Origin of the sequence: Streptomyces sp. NBC_00223 (genome assembly GCF_036199905.1) — a bacterium.
Taxonomy (GTDB): domain Bacteria; phylum Actinomycetota; class Actinomycetes; order Streptomycetales; family Streptomycetaceae; genus Actinacidiphila.
Genome location: NZ_CP108109.1, coordinates 3,657,900 through 3,678,056 on the forward strand (window position 1 = coordinate 3,657,900; position 20,157 = coordinate 3,678,056).

Below are 20,157 nucleotides of genomic sequence, written 5' to 3' on the forward strand. Positions count from 1 at the left end.
CAAGCCATCGCGACGTGTTCGGACTGGTGACAGCCGGAGGTCTTCAGCTGGGCCAGCTACAGGGCACACTCTCCGCAGTTGTTGGTAGCCGTCGGAAGATGCAGCGTTGCTACTTCACATCTTTGGCCAGGATGGCCACGGCAACTTTTCCCACCACCCTCGTCAGGACGTAGTTGGTTGTACCGCTGAAAGCGACACCTACGCCGGCTGGAATCGCCTTCGCCGCCGACTTCTGGGTGAATGTGATAGACACCCGCTTGAACAACTGCTTGATCGTGATCAAGGCGGGCCCTCGCAGGTACTGGTAGACCAATTTCTCAGCGATCTTCTGGATCGCTGCTTTGCCACCCTTCGCCGCCATCTGCTCTGCAGAACCTGCCAACGCGAGCACGAAGGCGAGGTGCTTCTTATCCTCACTGTTCTGCTCGGTCTCGTACACCTCAACCAGGCACATGCACATGTCTACCTGGAGCTTGAGTGAAACGGCGATATCAGTGACACCGCCACCCAGGACTGCGACCGCCGTCCCGACCCCCGGAATTACGCTCGGGGCTGCGGTGACCGCCCCGGCAGCTGCCGAAAACTTGGAGTATCGGCCGATGATCTTGGCGGCTATCCGACGCTTGTCCTCCAGACTCTCGGGCTTCCGCTTGAACTTTTCCTGGAAAGTCGCATAATAACCGCCTACTAGCTCAGTGGCCGCCTCCGGTGTGATAACGATGGCCTCGACGGCCTTCTGGATCCGAGACGGTTCGAGCTCGTCCCCTGCGTGATTCATTACTGCCCCTACAGGTCCGTTGCGCCTCACGATGACGGCACCTTGCACTGCTCGTTCGGTTGTATGCAGAAATCCATTGGAGTTCGCCGCCGACCCCCCAAGCCTGACTTCCACGAGTTCGACCTCCGCGGGGGCCTAACCAACCTGTCAGACATTCAGTAAACTTGGGAAAGAGTCAACGCTTGCCCGCACCGAGCGAACCCTGTGCCCGACAGTCAAATCACCGGCCATCACGCCAGCAGTTACGGATGGTTGATGAGCTGACGCGATGTCCCGCTGGTGAACCTTCTCCGCTGCAGGCCAGCGGACATCCGGGCTGGCCTCAGACGAGCGAGCGTCATCGCCGCAACATGATGCGACGAAAGCGGCTGTTTAGTCGAGCCGTCAACGCATAGTCACCCACCCTTGCAGCCCCTCCAAGTGCCTCGGCAGCTGGCTGCCCTGCCAGCCGAGCACCAGCTGTTCACGCGCCCGGGTGATCATGACGTAGTAGGCCATACGCAGGGACGCCGCGGTGGGATCGGTGGCGGCGTCGGTCTCGGTGTCGGCGATGACCACGGTGTCGAAGTCGAGGCCCTTGGCGCTGGCGCGGTGGACGAGGACGACGCCGGGGCGGGCGAGGTCGAGGTCGCGGTAGCGGCCGGAGGTGGCCGCCGAGCTGTAGAGCTGGGGCTCCTGGGCGAGGCCGGCGCGTTCGAGGCGTCGCATCAGGTCGGCCGCGGTGTGCAGTGAGTTGACGATGACACCGACGCGGTGGCGCGGCTGCGCCCCGGCCATAGCGGCGATGTCATCAACGAGGGCCTTGACGCCCGCATAGTGGCGGATGACAGGAAGAGAGCCGCTACGGAAAGGCATGTCGGGCACGGGTCCGCCGGTGCGGAAGTGCTCGGCGAGGGAGGCGATCTCGCGGGTGTTGCGGTGGTTGCCGGCGACCTCGACGCGTCCGGTGGAGCGACCGAGGGCGTCGGTGATCTCAGCGAGGGTGGAGTTCGCCTCGGTGAGGCGCTGGCACTCGTCGGCGAACACCGTGACCGAGGCGGCGGCTAGGCGGGCCAGCCGGAAAAAGCCTGGCGGCAGATCCTGGCCCTCGTCGATGATGAGGTGGGGTGTGGACGCGTCGGTCTCGCCGAAGGTGGCAGCGGCTCGGTGGGTGAGGGCCGTCCAGTCGAACCACCCGTCCTCGGTGCGCGGTGTGTCGCGGCCGAAGCGGCGCAGGATCCAGCTGTGAACGGTGGCGGCTTCGACGGGTGCGCCGGGGACCGTGATGCCCTGGAGGGTGTCGCCCAGGAGCTGACGAAGGAGGTTGGAGCGCGACAGCAGCAAGGTGGGGTGGCCGGTGAGGGCGAGATGGACGGCGCGATGCGCGGCGAGCAGGCTCTTGCCGCTGCCGGGCGGACCGCTGACGACATGGTTGCCCGTGAGTGGCAGGGCGTCCAGGCAGTCGCGCTGGGCCGGGGTGAGGTCGGGGTGGAGAACAGGGGGGTTCGCAGTGGTCACGAGTGTCCTCCCAAGGCGACGGCGACCGCGTACTCGCGGCTCGCGGTGAGGACGTCGGCGAAGTAGCCGGGGACGCCGGCGGAGCCGACGACCAGGGCGCGGTCGAGCAGGGTGTTGCCGGTCTGGCAGCTCGTCTCAGGCAGCAGGGAGCAGGCGTGGCAGGCGGCCCGGTTGAGGTTTCCGAAGCCCTGTCCGGTGTGCTCGGCGCACAGTGGGTCGGCAGAGCACCAGGCGGCGGCTTCCAGCATCCGGACGAGGGTCTCGGCGAAGTGCGGGGCCTCGCCCTGCCGGACCAGACCGCCGAGGGTGCCTTCCGCGTCGCCGGCAGCCGTGTAGATCAGCAGTCCGTGCTGGCCGTACCCGGGTCGCCCGTAGACGCGTTCGCGCAGGCTTGCCGTGGTGTAGCCGGAGTCGAAGGAGAGCTGGCGGATGAGGAGGTGGGCGAGCGTGTGCAGGAGCAGGAAGCGGGGTGAGAGTTCGCTGCCCACGGTCTCGGCGAGCTGTTCGTCGCGGAACGACGTGTCGAGGTCCGTACGGATCCCCTGGACGTGCCGCTGAATGCGGGGGTCTCCTTCCCAGGCGGCCAGGCGCTGCTCGTCGAGGGTGAGGACGATGCCCTCGCCGTAGACCTGCGTCGCGGGCAGCCAGCGCAGGCGCCCACTGGTGTCGGCGGATACAAGGGTGCCGCCCGGGGAGTGGCGACGGAACCCGGTCAGTGCCCGCACCTCGCGGAGGCGGTCGGCGAGGATGATGCCGTCGATATGTGTGTCGAGGGTGGCCCAGGGCTCCTCGGTCTCACCGGCAAGACCGAGATCACTTCGGCGTATCGCGAACTCCTTCGTAGGCTCCGGAAGTTCAACAGCATCGAAGGCGTACCACTCGTCGCGGCTCAGGTCGATCTTTTCGGAGTCCGGTTGACCGCCGGACGGCATCGCCGGTGCACCCGTGGCCTCGGCGACGAGTTGGTCGATGAGGCTGTCGGGGGCGTCGGTGTCCTCCTTGATCATGCCGCGGAAGGCATCAGCTCGACCCGTACCGAGTGCGCCCAGCAGGATCGGCCAGTACGCATGGCTGCGGACGGCCTCCGCCGCGTCCTGCTCCGCCCGCGGGGGTTCGGCGGACTGAGGGATGTCGAGGGCGGAGTAGACGACCGGGTAGTACACGTTGCCGGCGGTGCGCTGGACGATGTGGACCTGCTGGCCGCAGGTGCTGTCCCCGTTCCAGGGCTGCCAAGGGTTGCGGCCCGAGCAGCGCCCGCCCTGGGGCCCGAGGATGTCGAGCAAGTCGCGCTCGGCGCCGCACGGCTTGCCTCCTCCGCCGGTCGCCCCGCAGCGCACCGAGAGGGCTTCGAGTCCGGAGGCGCGGTCGGCTACCCGAAAACTGAGACGGCGCGCCCTCCAGCCATGCCCCGACTCGGAGCATGAGGTCCGCTCTTCGGGCTTGAGCCGGGAATGGGCCCAATACCACCAGTCCACGTCATCGAGATGTCCGTCCGGACATATACGTACGAACCGCATCGGGGCGAGGCGAGGTGCGATGGCGCAGGACGTGCAAACGGGCGGCTCACCGGGCTTCTCGTTCTCGCGCAGGAATCGGACCATGGCCCGACAGGAGCCGCAGAACAGCCAGCCAGGGAAGCGCACATAGGGAACGCCGGGGCGGTCGAGCTGGTCGTAGCGGTCATTGAGGGTGTGCGGTGCGGCGAAGAAGCCGGTGACCTTCAGTCGGGCAGCGAGTCGTTCGGAGGGGACGGGGGTCTTCAGTTGCGGCCAGGTCTCGATGCCAGCGGCGACGAAGGATTCGCCCTGAACGTCGAGGACGGCGCCGACGCCGAAGGGCAGCACGGTCTGCGCCTGGCGGACCCGGAGTTTGCGTTTCACTTTCCTGCTCCCGTCACGGTGATCTGGCACTCGCGATCGACACTGCGCATGGAGTTGAGGGTTTCCCAAAGGCCGTATCGCTGCTCGAAGGTTTTGAGGAGGTTGTGCTGTCCCTTTCCCTGGCCGCGGTAGTAAAGGGTCTTGCCCTCCGCCGCGGCCGTCCCGGCCTGTCGGTACCAATCGTCCAGGAGGTAGCCGAGTTCGTCGCGGACCTCGGCGCGTACGGCGTCGGCGCTCGTGGCGCCGCCCTCTGCGACGGCGGCACGCTCGGCGAGAGCGTCGGCGATCCGCTCCACCTCGTCCTTGTGACGGGTGATGCGACCAGCCTGGTTCTCAGCAGCCAGACCGAGCCGGTGGCGGACGAGGATGACAAGCACAGCATGCAGCGCCCGGCGGCGTGCGGGCACGGACCAGGGGGTGATGCTCGCGGGCTCCACATGGCGGTAGAGGGCCCGGTGATAGTCCATGAAGGTCTCGTAGTGGGACCGGTCGCGCGGGCGCATGGCGTTGAAGTAGGTGACGACGAGTCCGGGTACGTGGTGGCGTCCGACGCGGCTGGTGGCCTGGATGTACTCAGCTGTGGTCTTGGGCTGACCCTGCATGAGGAGGTAGGCGAGCCGCTTCACGTCCACGCCGACGGAGAGCATGTTGGTGCACGGCAGGAAAGAGACGGACTGCGGATCCGTCCAAGGCTTTTCGAGACGTTCGAGAAGGATGGGCTGCTCTGCCCGCTTCAGGTTGCTGGTCAGTTCCTGCACGTCGCCGTCGCGGAACTCGCGTACGCCGACACCCTCGTCGAGGCCCCGGATCTGCGCGGGGATGTCGTCGCCGGCCGCAGTGACGGTACGGCCAAGCTCCCGCAGGCTGTGGTGGTAGGCGACCAGCGTCCAGTAGTCGTCGCGGTGCTCCTCCCGGAGTTGGTGGACGCCCTGGAGCATGGCAGCGGTGGTGGCAACCGCGCCACGGCCCGCGGTGTGGCCCTGTGCCATGACGCCGAGATAGAGCCGGCCAGGGCGGCCGGTGTCGGGGACAGCGAAGAAGCTGTCGCGGGCGTCGGGCCCGGGCGGCGGGAAGAGCTGGACGTCCTGGTGGTGGAGGGCGCGGACCTGTTCGGCGGAGCGCCGGATTGTGGCTGTGGCGGCGACGACTTTGGGCGGGCGGCCGTTCGGGCCGGTGCAGAGCTCCAGAATGGCCGCCTCGTAGAGACCGACTGTGGTGCCGAGCGGTCCGGTCAGCAGATGCAGCTCATCCTGGATGATCAGGGACGGGGGCGGGTTGCCGGTGCCGGCACCGAAGAGACACCCCGAGTCTGGTTCCCAGGCGAGCCGGGCGAACTTGTCGACGGTTCCCAGGACAAAGGTGGGCGGGTGCCGGTAGAGGTGCTGGTCGACGACGGCAACAGGCAGCACATCGTGGAAGGCGCACTCGTCGCGGGTGCAGAAGAAGGCGAAGTCGTCGGTTTCGGCCCGGACTCCGTAGTCGGAGCGGACGCTGGAGTGGGTCGGCGGCAGGATGCGGGTACCGCACCACGGGCAGCGGTCGAGGATGAAGACATCTTCGGGGTGAGTGGCCTCACGCTGCTGGTCAAAGGTGTCCTTGGCCGCTTGGAAGCTGTTGGGAGTGGTGGCCTCTCCGACCCATAGGCCAACGGTGATCGGCTCGTCGCCGAGACCGAGGCCGGGTTCGCTACGGCGGAGGCTTTCCAGGGCGCAGATCGTGGTGGCGGCACGCTGGAACTGCTGGGTGGTGAGCAGGCTGAGGGTGTAGCGGCTGAGCACCGCGGTCCCGCCGCCTTCGCCGCCTATCCGGCGCAGGGCGATGGCGAAGGCGGCCAGGAGCAGATAAGCCTCAGTCTTCCCGCCGCCGGTAGGGAACCAGATCAGGTCGGTGGTCCCGCGGTCACGGTGCTCGGGGTCGGCGACACCGTCGAGGGAGAGGAGGAAGAAGGCGAGCTGGAAGGGACGCCAGGTGGCCTTGGAGTCGACGGGCGGGTCGATGGCCACGGGTTCGGAGCGGCGACGACGCTGGCCGGCCTGGTCGGGAGCCGAATGCCGCATCTGCAACAACATGGCGCGCTGGGCAATACGGAAGGCGTTGAGGAGTTCGGGGCGGTTCGGGTCGCAGAGGGTACGCACACCCGCTTCGATGCGGGTGACCGCCTGGTGGATGAGGCCGAGGATCCGCTCCGCCGCATCCTGCCCCCAGGCCGGCACCTCGACAGATCGCTGGCCCACATACCAGGCGTGATACGACGCAGCGAACTCGGCAAGCTCCTCGTGAAGTTGGTCGGTGCTGACGGCCGGGTCGGCCAGGTGGGAGATCACGAGCGCGGGGGCGTCGATCGGGCCGCCGGCCCGGATGGGGGGCACCTCTGCGATCGGCAGAGCTTCGCAGGCGAGGAGTTCGAGGGCACCGTCGTCACCACGGGCCTCGCGCACAGCGCAACCGTGGCCGACGGCGTGGGTGACGACGTGCCGGTACTGGAGGCGCAGTTCGCGTTCCTCGGGGTCACGGCTGGCGAGCCGGACACTGGGATACGGCAGCACGGCGCCGTCGGCGGGCTTCACCGTCAGCCCGCACTGGAACAACATGTCGTCCCAGCTCGGCGCCTTGCCGTCGGAACCGTCGTGGCGGGCGGTGTTGACCAAGGCGACGGTGACCAGCGTGCCGTCGCCGTAGGAGCGGCGGCGCAGACGGATCTCCGCACGGCCGTCGAGAACGGGCACGGTCTCCCGGTCGGGGCCGACAGTGTGCGTCTCGGGTGAGAGGGGGACGCGGCGCCAGCGCCGCCCGTGTCCGGGTTCGTTCCTCAAGGTCTCGTAGCGGGCTGCGGCGCAACACACCTCGACGCGCACGGCATCGGTGTAGAAGCTGAGCCCGAGGGAAGCGGGCAGCCAGCTGTTGGTCTCGGGCACCGGATCGGGAGTCGGGTCCACGTCGGGGGCGTCCGACTCGGCGCCGGGTGCGTCGGGGTCGTCTGCCGCGAGGGCGAGCTGCCGCTGGAGGTCCGCCTGTTGCGGGTAGAGCGTCCCCATCAGGTACTGCCGGTCCGGCGGCGCGTCGAGCACCTCGTCGTCGCCGCCGGCTGGTCCAACGAGCTGCCGGGAGAGGTAACCGACCAGCTCTTGACGCGGGTCCATGTGCGGGTTCCTTCGGATCAGGGTGTGCGTCGAAAAAGTCGGCGGCGGATTCGTCGGTTCAGCGGGGCGGCGGCATCAGCCCGTGGCGTTCCAGCTGACCGCGGAACTTCCACTTCACCTTCGATTCGATCTGACGGATGCGCTCGCGGGTGACGCCGAACACGGTCGCGATGTCCTCCAACGTGTCCGGCTGGTCACCGTCGAGCCCGGTGCGCCGGATGACGACGTGTCGCTCGCGCACGGTGAGATGCTGCAGGACATGCCGTAGACGCGCCAGAAACTCCTTGCGGATCAGCACGGTGACGGGTCCGGGCAGTCGGCTCGGCCCGATAACCAGGTCACCGAGGGCGGTGTCGTCACCGATGATCCGGTCCAGGGAGTCGGTGGGCCGGCTGATCCTGCGCAGTTTCTCCACTTCCGCGAAGGTAAGGCCAGTGGCGTAGGCCACGTTCTCAACGGTCCTGGCCCGGCCTTCCCCGAGCAGCTTGCGCTCGGCCATGGCGACCTTGCTCACCTTTTCGTGGAGGTGCACGGGCAGTCGGATCAAGGTGCCCTCGTCGGCAATGGCCCGAGTGATGCTCTGCCTGATCCACCACGTCGCATAGGTGGAGAATTTGAAGCCCTTGGTGGCGTCGAACTTGCGCACCGCGCGCAGCAGTCCGATGCTCCCGTGCTGAACGACGTCCTCGATGTCCAGTCCGCGCCCGTGGTAGCCCTGCGCAATCTTCCACACGAGCAGCTGGTTGTGTCGCACAAGGCACTCGTAGGCGCGCCACCTGTCGCCCTCGTGGGGCAGCGCCGCGATCTCGTCCGCCGGGACATCGCGACCGAGAAGGTCAGTACCACCACGCATGAGAACGGCCAGGCCGACCTCCTCCTCCGCCTTGAGCACTACCTTGGCCGGGTCCCGTCGCCACCGGTCTTTTTCCAGAACGGCGCGGGCGGCGCGAACGGAGTCGGCCAAGTGTGCGTCCACGGCGGAAGGAGTAACTCGTAGAGACCTCTTGCCGTTCGGCGCCCGCACATGTGTGGCCCTCGGCGTCGGCGCAGGTGCAGACCCGGGGGGGTGGCTCTCACTACGCTCCACCGTCTCGGTGGGCACATATGGCGTTCCGGGTCGGGTAATCCGGAAGCGGGAGGTCAGCTCACGCACTTCGTCAGGGTTGAGGCCGTGGAGCCGTGCCACACCGTCGTGGGCGAGCCTGCTGACGGTGCCGTCGACGTCCGCGTAACGGGCCAGCATGCGACATGCCTGGGACAAGCGCCTGGCTACCGCACTCGCCGTGGGCTCAGGTTCGCCGGCTTCACGAGGCGCGGTCAGTGACTGGACCGACCTCGTCGACTGGGCAACAACCCGCACCTCAAGCTCGGAGACCACCAAGGGCTGCGGGCTCACCGGCCGCCGGCGCGCGGGTTTCACATGAATGCCAACAGCTGCGAGGCCGTTGCGGAGCCTTCGCTGCTGCTCGCCGGTCGTGAGCCCGAGTCGTTGCGCTTCCAGGGCGAAGGCCCGTGGACTGACAGCACCTGCACGAGACGCGCAGCGTTTCAGCCTTTCGATGACGAACGGTAACTCCGCCTCGACCGTGCGCCGTTTGGCCTCGGCCGTCGACTCCCCACCCATAACGCCCCCTCCGGCGGCCATGAGCCAGTTCCGGCCGTAGAAGCCGACCGAACTCTCCGACAGATTAAAGAAGTCCGTTTACGCTGTCAACACAAATGGAATGAAGTAGGCTCTTGACAGTGTCAACAGGTAAGGTGCGCGATGTTCTCTCGGCCTGCCCCTGCACGGAAGGTCACCCATGTCGCAACCCGACCGTCTCCCCGGCGCTCCCGAGTTCCGCATCAAGCTTCCCAAGGACGGTGGGGAGGCGCGCGGGGTTCTACTCAACGAGTTCGGCGGCAACGGCTCGTACAAGTTCCTCCTCACGGCGGGCTCGGCGGTGGACGCAGACGCGCGGCCCGGGCTCGGTGAGTACGGTCGCCGGAACCGTGCGGAGTTGCGCGCGAGCGGCGCGCTCGTGGACGCCCCGGTCAACCCCAACCGGCCGCACGCGCCGGCGCGTTGGGTGGCGACCCGCGACATCGAGTGCAATTCTCCCTCCGCCGCAGCAGCACTGGTATACGGCTACGACGCGTCCGGGCCGGAGTCCTGGCGCACTGCGGAGGGCCATCCGCTCGCCGACTTCCTCGCCCTGAGCTGGCGCGCCCCGCGCAAGGCCTGGCTGGTGCGCGGCTCCAACGTCTCCGGGCATAACCTGGTGCGGCAGCTGTGGCTGACGGAGGGGTTCGTCTCGCTCGCGGGCGCGCACCTACCGCCTCTGGAGGAGCCCGATCCGACCAAGAGCGAGCTGCGCCGCTACGTGGAGGGCGGGTACGAGGGCGCGGCCTCGTACAGCCAGAAGCGGGGTCTCGTCGACGAACTGCACGCGTTCCTGACGCAGATGCGCGTGGGCGACACGGTGGCCGCCATCAGCGACGGCCAGCTGCACCTCGGCCGGATCACCGGGGAGGCCGTGCAGACCTCGTCGCCGGACGGGCTGTCCAATCTGCGGAGGACTGTCGCCTGGCAGTCGCGGAGCCATCCGTACGAGGAGGTGCCGGAGGAGGTCCAGCAGAGGCTGTCCGTTCAGCATGACGTCGTCGACCTGACCGGCGTCCTGGAGGCACTGGACGGGCTCGGCGGACCTGCGGAGCGTACGGACCCGGCGTCGACCGACGGCAACGGTGAGCGCCCGGTCGCGCAGCGGGAGCTGTCCCTGCCGCACCCCACCGGGGCGCTTGCCGCGGACCTCCTCGTGCACGACGGCTCCTGGCTGGAGGAGATGCGTGAACTGCTCATCGACGAACGGCAACTGGTCTTCTATGGCCCGCCGGGCACCGGCAAGACCTATCTGGCGATGAAGCTGGCCGAGTACTTCGGCGGCGGTCCGGAACAGGTCAAGATCGTGCAGTTCCATCCCTCGTACGCCTACGAGGACTTCTTCGAGGGGTTCCGGCCCGTGGAGGACCCCGAAACGAGGGAGGTCGCCTTCCGGCTGACGGCCGGCCCGTTGCGGGAACTCGCCGATCTCGCCTCCCAGGAGGGCAACCGGCACATCCCTTACTTCCTGATCATCGACGAGATCAATCGCGCTAATCTGGCGAAGGTCTTCGGCGAGCTGTACTTCCTCCTGGAGTACCGGACGAAGTCCGTCCGTCTCACCTACTCCGGGGATGACTTCGCGCTGCCGCCGAATCTGTTCGTGATCGGCACGATGAACACCGCTGACCGGTCGATCGCCCTGGTCGACGCGGCGATGAGGCGCCGTTTCGCCTTCGTCGAGCTGTCCCCGCGCGCCGAGCCGACCGCTGGGCTGCTCGGGCGGTGGCTCACGCGCGAGGGCAGAAGCCAGGAACCCGCCCGCCTGCTCAACGCCCTCAACGCCCGCATCGACGACGCCGACTTCGCCATCGGCCCCTCGTATCTGATGAAGCCGGGCGTGTTCCGCGAGCGCGGTCTCGAACGAACCTGGCGCACGAAGATCCTGCCGCTACTCGAGGAGCATCACTACGGCGAGGGCCTCGACATCGCAGCCCGCTACGGCCTCGACTCACTGCGCGAACAGCGCCCATGACCGCCACCGAGGTGACACTGCGCGAGTACAGCCCAGCGGTCTCCGTCCCGCTCGACTCCCAGGCGGGACGAGCCCTTGCCGCGTCCGGCATCCTGCAAAGTGCAACCCCGGATCCCCGCCGGGACGGCCATTGGCTGCTGCGCGCGGGCAGCCGGGTTGGCGCCGTGCGCATGCCCGGCGGCCTAGTTGTACGGATCACAACCAAAACTCCTGCGAACCGGCTGTTCTTCCTCCTGGGGTTCAGTCTCGACCCGGCACGCGCCTGGCGCGACAGCCGGGAGGGCGCGGTCGATACCGGTGCGTACGACGATGTCGTCCCCGCACTCGCCCATGCCGTGGAGCGACAGATCGACGGAGCGCTGCGGCAGGGGATTCTCCAGGGCTACCGAGAGGTCGAGGAGTCCGCACTGGTCGTGCGCGGGCGGCTGCGTGAGGCTGAGCAGATCCGGCGCCACTTCGGCCGAACGCCGCCCCTGGAGATCGCCTATGACGCCTACACCGCCGACACGGCCGAGAACCGAATTCTGCGGGCTGCCACAGAACAGTTGCTGCGGCTGCCGGGCGTTCCCGGCCCCGTCCGGCGACGCCTCGCCCACCACCGCGCACGTCTCACCGATGCACTGCCACTGGTACGGGGGCACGAGCTGCCACGTTGGCTGCCGTCGCGCCTGAACTCCCGCTACCAACCGGCACTGCGGTTGGCCGAGGCCGTCCTACGCGGCAACTCGCCCGAACACCGGCCGTTCGGGGCCGACCCGCTCAGCATCGACGGCTTCCTGCTCGACATGAACAAGTTGTTCGAGGACTTCGTCACGGTCGGCCTCCGTACCGCCCTTCAGGAGCACGGCCTGACAGCGCACCTCCAGGACCCCCACCATCTCGACACCGCAGGTCTCGTGCGGGTGCGCCCTGATCTCGTCGTCCGCACCGGCGACGGTCGCGCTGTGCTTGCCGTCGTCGACGCCAAGTACAAGGTCGAGAAGGCAGACGGACTACTCAACGCCGACCTGTACCAGGCGCTCGCGTATGCCACTGTGCTCGGTCTGCGCGAGGCGCACCTTGTGTACGCGGCCGGACGGCAGCCCGAGCGCTTCCATGAGGTGCGCGGAACGACGACGGGGGCGGACGGGCGGGGAGTGCGGCTGTACCAACACAGCCTCGACCTCTCCCGCGAACCCGTACAGCTCCTGTCGGCCCTCCGGAGAATCGCGGGACGGCTGGCCGGAGCCGGTCCACACCCGCAATGATGAAAAACCATCAGGTAGAGAGAGGGAGGGGACCTCATGCCCCGGCTCGCCTTCGCCCAGAGCTTCTGGGACGGCTACGACACCCAGGAGAAGCCCGTCCGAGCCGGAGTGCGTAAGGCCATGGCGAAATTTCAGTCGTTGAGCGCCGCCGAACTCAATGCGGACAAGGGTCTGCACCTCGAGTCCGTCGAAAACGCCCGTGACCCGCGCATCCGGACCATTCGGATCACCGACTTCTGGCGGGGCGTTGTCCTCGCACCCGACGACGGCAGCGATATGTTCCTCCTGGTCAAAGTCCTGCCGCACGACGACGCCTATTCCTGGGCAGCGAAGCGCCTGTTCAGCGCCAACTCTGCGACCAGGGCCTTGGAAGTGCGCAATGCCGTCGCCCTGGACGAGCTGACGCCCCTGTACGAGACCGCCGCACGTACGGCCCCCCGGCTGCTGTTCGCGGGTGTCTCCGACGGCACGCTGCGCGAGCTGGGTATCGACGACCAGGTACTGCGCGCCGCTCGCTCACTGGTCGACAAGGCCCAGCTGGAGGCATTCTCCACACTCCTTCCGGAAGATCAGCTGGAGGTACTGCAGTACCTCGCTGAAGGGTTCAGCCCCGAAGAGGTCTACAGGGACGTCGTGGCCGTCCGTCGGCCCACCGATGCTCCCGCGGAGCCGGTCGAGGACCTGGCCACAGTGATCGCCAACACCCAGGCACGCATCCGCCTCATCAGCGGGCCGCAGGAGTTGGAGGACATCCTCGAGAAGCCGTTCGATGCCTGGCGGGTGTTCCTCCATCCCTCCCAGCGGCGTGTCGCCTACCGCACCTCGTACGGGGGCCCTGTCCAGGTCACCGGCGGGCCTGGTACGGGCAAGACGGTGGCGGCGCTGCATCGGGTCAAGCACCTGCTCGAGCGCTCCGAGGACGGCCGTATTCTGCTCACCACATACACGAACGCGTTGGCCGCCGGGCTTCGTGACCTGCTCAGCCTGCTCCTCGCGGATGACGAGAAGCTGCTGGCCAGAGTGGACGTGACGACAGTCGATGCCTATGCGAACGGCGTCGTGCGCGCGAAGTCGGCGGCGGCGCCCAAACCCATGGGCGACCGTGAACAACGGCAGCTGTGGGAGAAGGCCGTCAAGCAGCTCGATCTGCCGTGCACCAGCCAGTTCCTGGCCCAGGAGTACCGGCACGTCGTCCTCGGCCAGGACATCCGTGATCTTGACGCCTACTTCAGCGCGAGCCGTCGCGGCCGCGGCACTGGTCTCGGCCCGGCGCGTCGACGGGAAGTATGGAGCGGCGTGGAGAGGTTCGAACAGTTGCTGCGCGACCGCGGCGAGACGACACACCTGCGGATCTGCGCCGACGCTGCAGAACTCCTCATCGATGAGCAAGCTCCGTACGCCCATGTCGTTGTCGACGAGGCCCAGGACCTGCACCCCGCACAGTGGCGCGTGTTGCGCGCCGCTGTGGCTCCCGGTCCCGACGACCTGTTCGTTACCGGCGACCCTCACCAGCGGATCTACGACTCCCGCGTATCGCTTGGTTCCCTAGGTGTTCCCACAGTCGGCCGTAGTTTCCGACTGCGTGTCAACTACCGCTCCACTGAAGAGATCCTCGCCTGGTCGGCGCGGCTCCTCGCGCCCGTGACCGTCGAGACGCTCGAAGGCGAGGGCGCGGACTCACTAGCGGGATACCGCTCCCTCCTACATGGGCGCAGCCCCCAGGCCGAGGGGTACGCGACTCGGCAGGAGGAGACTGAGCGCCTGGTCGACCGTATTCGAGCGTTGCTTGACGAGGGTCTAGCGCCGCGTGAGATCGGCGTCTGCGCACGCTTCAACCTCTCCCTGGACGCGGCCGAGGACAAACTCAAGGCTGCCGGAATCCCGGTACTGAGAGTTAAGGGGCAGGTGGCGCAGGATAGCGAGGGAGTCAGACTGGCGACGATGCACGCGATGAAGGGCCTGGAGTTCCGGGCAGTGTCCGTCCTCGGCGTCAGCGACGGCACAATTCCCTTCGCCCGTGAGGTCACCCCACGTGAGGCGGACGCCTTGCAGCACGATGCCGATCTGCTACGCGAGCGGTGCCTCCTCTTCGTCGCCTGCACTCGCGCTCGCGAAGCCCTGAGCGTGACGTGGAGCGGCTCCCCTAGCCCGTTCCTGCCACGCGCTACCTGAATAGATCCGTGCAGGTACCCAGCCGAAGCGTCGCGCACAGTCCCCTACTGCTCGGGCGTGAGGGCGCCCGAGACTAGGCCGTCACGGGCGACTTCGGCGAGCTGCCGGCTCAACTCGCCCACCTTCCGCGTTCCTTCCTCGAACGCGGACAGTGCTTGGAAGGCCGAGCCGTACCGACGCTGCAAGTCGATGCCCATGCGGGGGATACGTGCACCTCTGCCGTCAAAGCGGTAGGTCCCGCTGGCGCTTGTGGATCGGCGAGCATTGGCCGAGCTGCGCAAGAAACCTTGCAGGTAGTCCGTGTCGAGTTGTTCGCTGGCCGATACCGGTTCCGAGCCGTCATACGCGACGAGTCCTGCACGCGAGAGATCCGCGACACTGACGGTGGTGCCCTCCAGCGACCCCGGTCCGCCGCCGGGCGCAAGCTCGGGCAGAATCATGGCAAGCTGGCGGATTTCTTCCGAGAGTTGCCTGCGCAGGACAGCGTATTCACCGGGATAGTTGCGGTGCCGAGTACGAAGATGACTGCCGGGCGTCAGATCCACAACGTCGTCGAGGATCTCGATCAACGGCACGTCCGCGACCTGGTCGGTACGTGGTTCCAGAGTCCCATCGGGACTGTTGCCAGTCAGATCGATCATACGCACGGAGTGGTTCGTACCCGTAGCCCCAGGTTTCTCGGGACGCTGCAGGCACCAAAGGTGGACGGAGAGCGCATGGGATGTCGCCGTCCCCGGAGGCAGAGCGACGACTTGGCGCACGATGCCCCGTCGCACGAGTTCTGCCCTAATGCGTCGGCCAGCCCTGCGGTAAGCAACTGAGGCTGGCATGACCATGAGAACCTGACCGCCGGGCTCGGTGTGAGCATAGGCGTGCTGGAGCCACGCGAGCTCCCCTTCGGCCTTGGACGGGGTACCGAGTTCCCAACGAGAGTCGAGCAACAAATCCTCCCGTCCCCACTCGGTCACGCCGGCTGGGGGGTCGCAGACGACCAGGCCCGCCTTCAGGTCCAACCACTCATCTGCGCGCAAGGAATCGCCTGCCACAACGCGCACTTCGGATCGCCCCATAATTCTGGCTCGGAGCTGTGCGAAGTGGACGCTGTCAGCATCCAGGTCCTGGCCACAGCAGCGCAGCCCCGCTTCCGAGCCGACGGACAACAGCAGCGCCCCGATTCCGCAAGCGGGGTCGAAAACGGTGGCACCGACCGGCAGCGGGGGAGCGAAGTGACGGACTGCGCGGACCACGCGCTCGGAGGTCACCTGGTCCGAGCCCGCGCGCCGCGCGAAGTCCATGAACCGCTCGGTCAGGCCGTTCACAAGGTCGACGGGCGCTTCAGCCTGGGTGAGCGTCTGCAGTCGGCCAGCGACATCGTCCGGCAGCCCCGAATCATGCTCTCCAGCCAGCACACCGGCCACCTGTGCCAGGCCCACGATCATCTGTTCCCCGTAGGCGGCCCGCATGCACTGCCACAACTCGACCTCGGGGGACACCTCCTGGCCTTTGCGCTGCTTGTCCAGCCATTCTTGGACCTCGGTGAGCGAGTAGAGCGGACTGTTCGCAGCACCTCCCGCCGGTGCGGGGAAATCGTCATAGCGCCGACGCCAGTTGGAGACAGCGGCCCGTGTGACTCCGGCCAGCCGAGCGATCTCAGAACCGGTGACAAGAGGGCCGGCCGAGGAAGCAACCTTGTCCGTCATGCTCCCAGCGTACACGGAGTGTCACCATCCTTCGAGAATGGGATACGTTGACAGAATACACACACATTCGACATTGTCTTTTGTGCGCTCTGGGTGGCCCGGTCCTTGCGTTACCCGCTCCATAGCTGATCGGCGCTGGCACTACTGTCGTAGCGGCGTGCTAGGCATGACCTCATGCACTCTGCTGCACCCCTGCCCCACGTGGATCTCACAGACACACAGTGGCGGCTCCTCGCACGCCTGGCGGCGGGGCCCCTACCCGACTCCAGCGACCGACAGGCCTTTGCCCGGGCCTTGACCTCGGACGGCCTCGATGCAGATCAAGCCCGGGACGACCTGCCAACCCTCCGTTGGATGAAGCTGGCGGATCTGGCGGACAGCGCGCTTCAGCTTACGGATTTTGGCGCCGCGGTCCACTTCCGGGCCCTGTACGAGTCCTCGCGGGAGAGATTGAGCGAGATCGCCCAACTGTCCGAGATAAGGGAAGCGGCAGCCCCTGCGTTCGCACGAGCCGTTCGCAGGCTGGCGGACGGCTCGTGTTCGTTGTCGGAAGCGCTGACCGGTATGGACGAAGCCCAGTGAAATGCAGAAGAGCTACGTCATCGCGTGTCCATTGAACAGTGCATCGACCGCAGTATGCCGCGCCTTCCGGGCTGCCGCCGGAACAGGCAGCACCCTGGCCGTCGTCAGCTCCGTCTCCGCGATCACGGGGCCGACCAGGATCTCCGAGAGAAGTTCGCCCTGGGCAGGGGCAAGATCTGCGAGACGACGCAGGACGGAAAGCAACTCGATCAGTTCTGTGGTCCACTCGTGTGGCCAGCGCTGTGCGTGGATGTCGTCCAGGGGGCTCGTCCGCTTGCTGGTCGGAGAAGACTTCCGGTACCCGAACCACTTGCTCACGATCTTCATGCTGCCAACGTCGTAGGACCACACGGCGTCGGGAACGGGAGCGAATGATCCGGTCCCGATGTGGAGCGTTCGTGTCGCTGCGTCGTACTCCAGTCGATCAGGGATACGGCTGCCGATCGGCGTCAGGTAGCGCACCTGCCGCGCGTCTCCCGAAGCGAACTGCACCTGACCGGGGAGCCGTCCGAGCGCGGGGTCGGCGCAACGCTCGCCATAGGTCGAGGCCCACAGGATTTCCCGCCCGAGTCCAACGGCACGGGCCCACAGTGCTCCGTCTCGGGTCAGGGGTATGCGTACGCCTGGCGTTAGTAGTTCCTCGGCGAACCTCTGTGTGAAGGCGTCGTGGCCGGCCACAGCCACGACGTAAGCGGCGAGGTCTGCGGCCGTGACTCGGTCCTGGTTCGTTGCGCGCGCCAGGTAGGCGAGCAGTCCGGGCGGCAAGTTCGGCGACCCGTCCGGATGCAGGAGCGGCAGGATCCGGCCTCCACGGCCGTTGAAGTGGTGCGTATCCGGGACGAGGTGCGTAGCCACGACCGCAGGGCCGGAGTCGATCTCGTGGGAGGACTGTTGGTTGAGGAATATCTGCCCTGCCTGGAGAGACGCCCACAAGTCGGGCCGTGGGTAGTCGAGTACTCGGTTGTCGGCGATCAGCCACTGGCGGTCGAAGCTGCGGAGGGAGATGCGTATGAGGTTTGGGCGGACGTCGGTCTCCTGCGCCAGCGACTGGAGGTGGGCGGGCTGGCCCGGTAACGGCTCCCTCCTGGCGTTCAGATCGCGATCTCGCGTCTCTTTGAATTGCTTGGCCTTGAGAGTCGGGTCACCGCCCCGTATCAACGTGGTCCAACGTCGACGAAGTACGTCGTCCGATGGGTCACTCACCCACGAGCGGTTGGACTTCGCACCGGGACTGCCCCACAGGAACAGGTCGTCCAGCGCTGGGAAGTCCTCCCAACCGGACTGGGTAAGGGGCGTGAACGGCCGTGGGCTGCGGGAGTGTGCGTCGCGCCAGCCGTCGTCATCGATCTGCACCGTATGCAACTGGACGAACTTGTCCTCCCGGCGGCCGGCAAGGGCTCGGTAGTGCACCCTCGCACGGTGGTCCTCGCCCCGTTCGGCTCCCGCCTTGCGGACGAATATGGAGATCGCCAATGGCTGCGCAACGCCAGGGAAAGGGCGCGTAGCCACGTCGGAGCGGTGGCCCTCCGGCGACAGGCTGATGATCCAACCCTCGTCGCAGGTGCGGCGCAGATACTCCCGCATGCCCCGGCCGCCAGGACCAGTGGCCCAGCCTGAGGGCGTGATGAAGCAGACCACGCCGTGGCGTTCGCCGTCGTCCGCGTCGAAGACCTTCCAGGTGGCCCAACGCCAGAAATACACGTACATGTTCTTGAGCACGTGCTCGTAACGCCCGTTACCTGGGTAGCGGAAGGCGTCGAGCAGTGGTACCTCGGCCCGGTCAGTGCGCTTCTCCACCCAGCCGCCGCGGTCTTCGGCCTTGTCGTCGTAGGGCGGGTTGGCGATCACGACGGTCACGGGGACGTTGGCCTTGACGTTGTTCGCTCGCCGTCGGGACTCGGACAGGGCATCGTATGTGGAGGCCAGGTATTCCTCCTCGACGAACGGGTTGTCCAGCGTGTCGGTGACGAAGAAATTGAGTCCTCCGTCAGGTAGCGGGGTCTTGTACCGCTTGAGCAGATCGGAGGCCCGTAACTCCGCAACGGCAAACGGTCCCATCTGCATCTCGAACCCGTAGAGCCGCGGGGCGAGGCGCGAGATCGCGTCGGCGGCCATTGCAGGTCCGGAGCGCTCGGCGGCCTGCTCGGCCACTCGCTCGATGATCGTATGGAGAAAGGTTCCGGTGCCCATGGCGGGATCAACGATCCGAACGCCGTCGCTGCGGAACCCATCGGACTGGCCGAGCCGCGTGCGAAGCACGTCCTCGGTGAGACGCACCATCTCCTGAACGACCTCGTGCGGGGTGTAGTAGGAGCCACTCCGCTGGCGCAGCACCGGGTCATAGTTCGTCAGGAAGTGCTCGTAGAGGTGGAGGTAGGCGTCACGGTTGCCTGTGCGGATAGCCGGCCAGTCCACCTCGGCAATGGTGCGGCGCAGCAGTTCCAACGTGACGGTGAACCGCTCGTTGACGTTGTCGGTGAGGAGTTGGAGGGCCTTCCCCATGAGGGCGTGGTCGGCGTCCAGACGGCGACCGATGTCGTGGAGGCCGATTCCGTCTTGGAGCACGTCCTCGGAACGGGCGAGCAGCAGGGCGAAGGTGACTGCTTGGGCGTAGCCGTCGGCGAAGGTCGCGTCGTCTGCGGACGGGAACAGCATCCGCCGCCAGTCGTTCTTGAGTCCTGTGAACGGCCGGGCGCGGACATCGTCGTCCCTCTTGGACGATCGGGCCTCGGCTGACAACTGCTCGAGGACGGCAGCGCGCAGCAACCGGCAGAGCGGAGCGACATGCTGCACAAGCCGGGCGACGCCCTTGATGGGTGGCGGCTTCCACATCAGGAATTGCTTCAGCAGCGCATCCAGCGCACCCGGGTCCACGGGCGCCAGACTCTCGCCCGCCGAGCGGAGCGATCCTGTCAAGTAGACCGTCTCGCCGAGCTGCCGCCCGTCGCGGAACAGTCGCCACTCGGTTCCGTTGGAGTACAGCAAGTTGGGCAGGTTCCGCAGCTTTTCCCACTGCTCGCGGTTGCTCTTGCCGAAGGTGTCGGGGTCGACCGACAATTCCGGCTTCTTGAGCTCGATGTAGCCGGCCAGTTCGCCGCTCGCGCGGATGGCGTAGTCGGGTCGGACGCCAAGATCAGGGACACGGAACTCGTCGTGCCAGGAGACCTCGTGCTGCTCGTGGTGTTCGCCGACGGTTTGGAGCAGCGCCTCAAGCGGTGCACGGATGGCGGCTTCCGGACTACCGCCGCCCGAGAGCTTGACCTTGCAGGCACGTCCGAACTCCGCCACAGCAGCGAGCAACCAGCTATCTAACCCCCCTGACATCTTCCCCCCAAGGATCAAGTCAGGGCGCTGATGCTATCTACGTATGGTCAACAGGGGAAGACAGATGGTCAACACGATCTCGCGCCGACCACGTCACGCTGACCGACCTACCCCCTGCGGGCATGACGGGGCCGACCAGCGATGCTGTACTCACGCTGTGACTCTGACGCGCCAAGTCCTCGAGAGATGAGTCCGTAACCATATGCGCAGCGAATGCCGC

Annotated in this window: 11 protein-coding genes; 4 read left to right on the forward strand and 7 right to left on the reverse strand. The window is 66.9% G+C overall.

The genetic code is table 11. The features are described from left to right. Nucleotides 1–109 precede the first annotated feature (109 nt). The 5 genes from OHA30_RS15260 to OHA30_RS15280 all read right to left on the reverse strand — a co-directional run bounded on the left by OHA30_RS15260 (nt 110) and on the right by OHA30_RS15280 (nt 8,271). Entirely contained in the window at nt 110–808 is a 699-nt protein-coding gene (locus tag OHA30_RS15260) for a hypothetical protein (RefSeq protein ID WP_328914384.1), read from the reverse strand. A 354-nt stretch (nt 809–1,162) separates the two neighbouring features. Then, nucleotides 1,163–2,275 (reverse strand): AAA family ATPase, encoded by a 1,113-nt coding sequence (locus OHA30_RS15265; RefSeq protein WP_328914385.1) that lies wholly within the window; start codon nt 2,273–2,275, stop codon nt 1,163–1,165. Beyond that, nucleotides 2,272–4,155: a DUF1998 domain-containing protein gene (locus OHA30_RS15270; protein WP_328914386.1), complete on the reverse strand. Its 1,884-nt coding sequence runs from the start codon at nt 4,153–4,155 to the stop codon at nt 2,272–2,274. Before OHA30_RS15270 ends, OHA30_RS15265 begins: the two co-directional genes overlap by 4 nt. Further along, complete coding sequence (locus tag OHA30_RS15275; RefSeq protein ID WP_328914387.1) at nt 4,152–7,295, reverse strand: helicase-related protein; 3,144 nt, start codon at nt 7,293–7,295, stop codon at nt 4,152–4,154. Before OHA30_RS15275 ends, OHA30_RS15270 begins: the two co-directional genes overlap by 4 nt. Before the next feature lie 58 nt (nt 7,296–7,353). Continuing rightward, on the reverse strand, nt 7,354–8,271 hold the full coding sequence (locus OHA30_RS15280; protein ID WP_328914388.1) for a sigma-70 family RNA polymerase sigma factor: 918 nt from the start codon (nt 8,269–8,271) through the stop codon (nt 7,354–7,356). Between the two features lie 826 nt (nt 8,272–9,097). Between OHA30_RS15280 and OHA30_RS15285 the strand changes: the two genes are divergently transcribed. The 3 genes from OHA30_RS15285 to OHA30_RS15295 are packed head-to-tail and all read left to right on the forward strand — an operon-like array spanning nt 9,098 to nt 14,331. After that, nucleotides 9,098–10,912 carry a DUF4357 domain-containing protein gene (locus OHA30_RS15285; RefSeq protein WP_328914389.1) on the forward strand — a complete coding sequence of 605 codons (1,815 nt, stop codon included), beginning with the start codon at nt 9,098–9,100 and terminating at the stop codon, nt 10,910–10,912. Beyond that, on the forward strand, nt 10,909–12,159 hold the full coding sequence (locus OHA30_RS15290) for an McrC family protein (protein ID WP_328914390.1): 1,251 nt from the start codon (nt 10,909–10,911) through the stop codon (nt 12,157–12,159). The genes OHA30_RS15285 and OHA30_RS15290 overlap by 4 nt, the downstream gene beginning before the upstream one ends. Before the next feature lie 36 nt (nt 12,160–12,195). Beyond that, nucleotides 12,196–14,331: a UvrD-helicase domain-containing protein gene (locus tag OHA30_RS15295; RefSeq protein WP_328914391.1), complete on the forward strand. Its 2,136-nt coding sequence runs from the start codon at nt 12,196–12,198 to the stop codon at nt 14,329–14,331. A 44-nt stretch (nt 14,332–14,375) separates the two neighbouring features. On the opposite strand, the gene OHA30_RS15300 is transcribed toward OHA30_RS15295, so the two are convergent. After that, entirely contained in the window at nt 14,376–16,031 is a 1,656-nt protein-coding gene (locus OHA30_RS15300) for an N-6 DNA methylase (RefSeq protein ID WP_328914392.1), read from the reverse strand. Between the two features lie 354 nt (nt 16,032–16,385). Between OHA30_RS15300 and OHA30_RS15305 the strand changes: the two genes are divergently transcribed. Next, nucleotides 16,386–16,613: a hypothetical protein gene (locus tag OHA30_RS15305; RefSeq protein ID WP_328914393.1), complete on the forward strand. Its 228-nt coding sequence runs from the start codon at nt 16,386–16,388 to the stop codon at nt 16,611–16,613. 12 nt (nt 16,614–16,625) lie between these two features. Here the strand turns inward: OHA30_RS15305 and OHA30_RS15310 are convergent, their stop codons facing one another. After that, a complete protein-coding gene (locus OHA30_RS15310; protein ID WP_328914394.1) occupies nt 16,626–19,913 on the reverse strand; it encodes a type ISP restriction/modification enzyme in 3,288 nt (1,095 codons plus the stop codon). Nucleotides 19,914–20,157 lie beyond the last annotated feature (244 nt).

What these genes read in the sequence shown, in the direction of transcription:
- OHA30_RS15275 (WP_328914387.1), bottom strand. Translation starts at nt 7,295, where the DNA reads ATGGACCCGCGTCAAGAGCTGGTCGGTTACCTCTCCCGGCAGCTCGTT.
- OHA30_RS15295 (WP_328914391.1), top strand. Translation starts at nt 12,196, where the DNA reads ATGCCCCGGCTCGCCTTCGCCCAGAGCTTCTGGGACGGCTACGACACC.
- OHA30_RS15285 (WP_328914389.1), top strand. Translation starts at nt 9,098, where the DNA reads ATGTCGCAACCCGACCGTCTCCCCGGCGCTCCCGAGTTCCGCATCAAG.
- OHA30_RS15300 (WP_328914392.1), bottom strand. Translation starts at nt 16,031, where the DNA reads ATGACGGACAAGGTTGCTTCCTCGGCCGGCCCTCTTGTCACCGGTTCT.
- OHA30_RS15305 (WP_328914393.1), top strand. Translation starts at nt 16,386, where the DNA reads ATGAAGCTGGCGGATCTGGCGGACAGCGCGCTTCAGCTTACGGATTTT.
- OHA30_RS15290 (WP_328914390.1), top strand. Translation starts at nt 10,909, where the DNA reads ATGACCGCCACCGAGGTGACACTGCGCGAGTACAGCCCAGCGGTCTCC.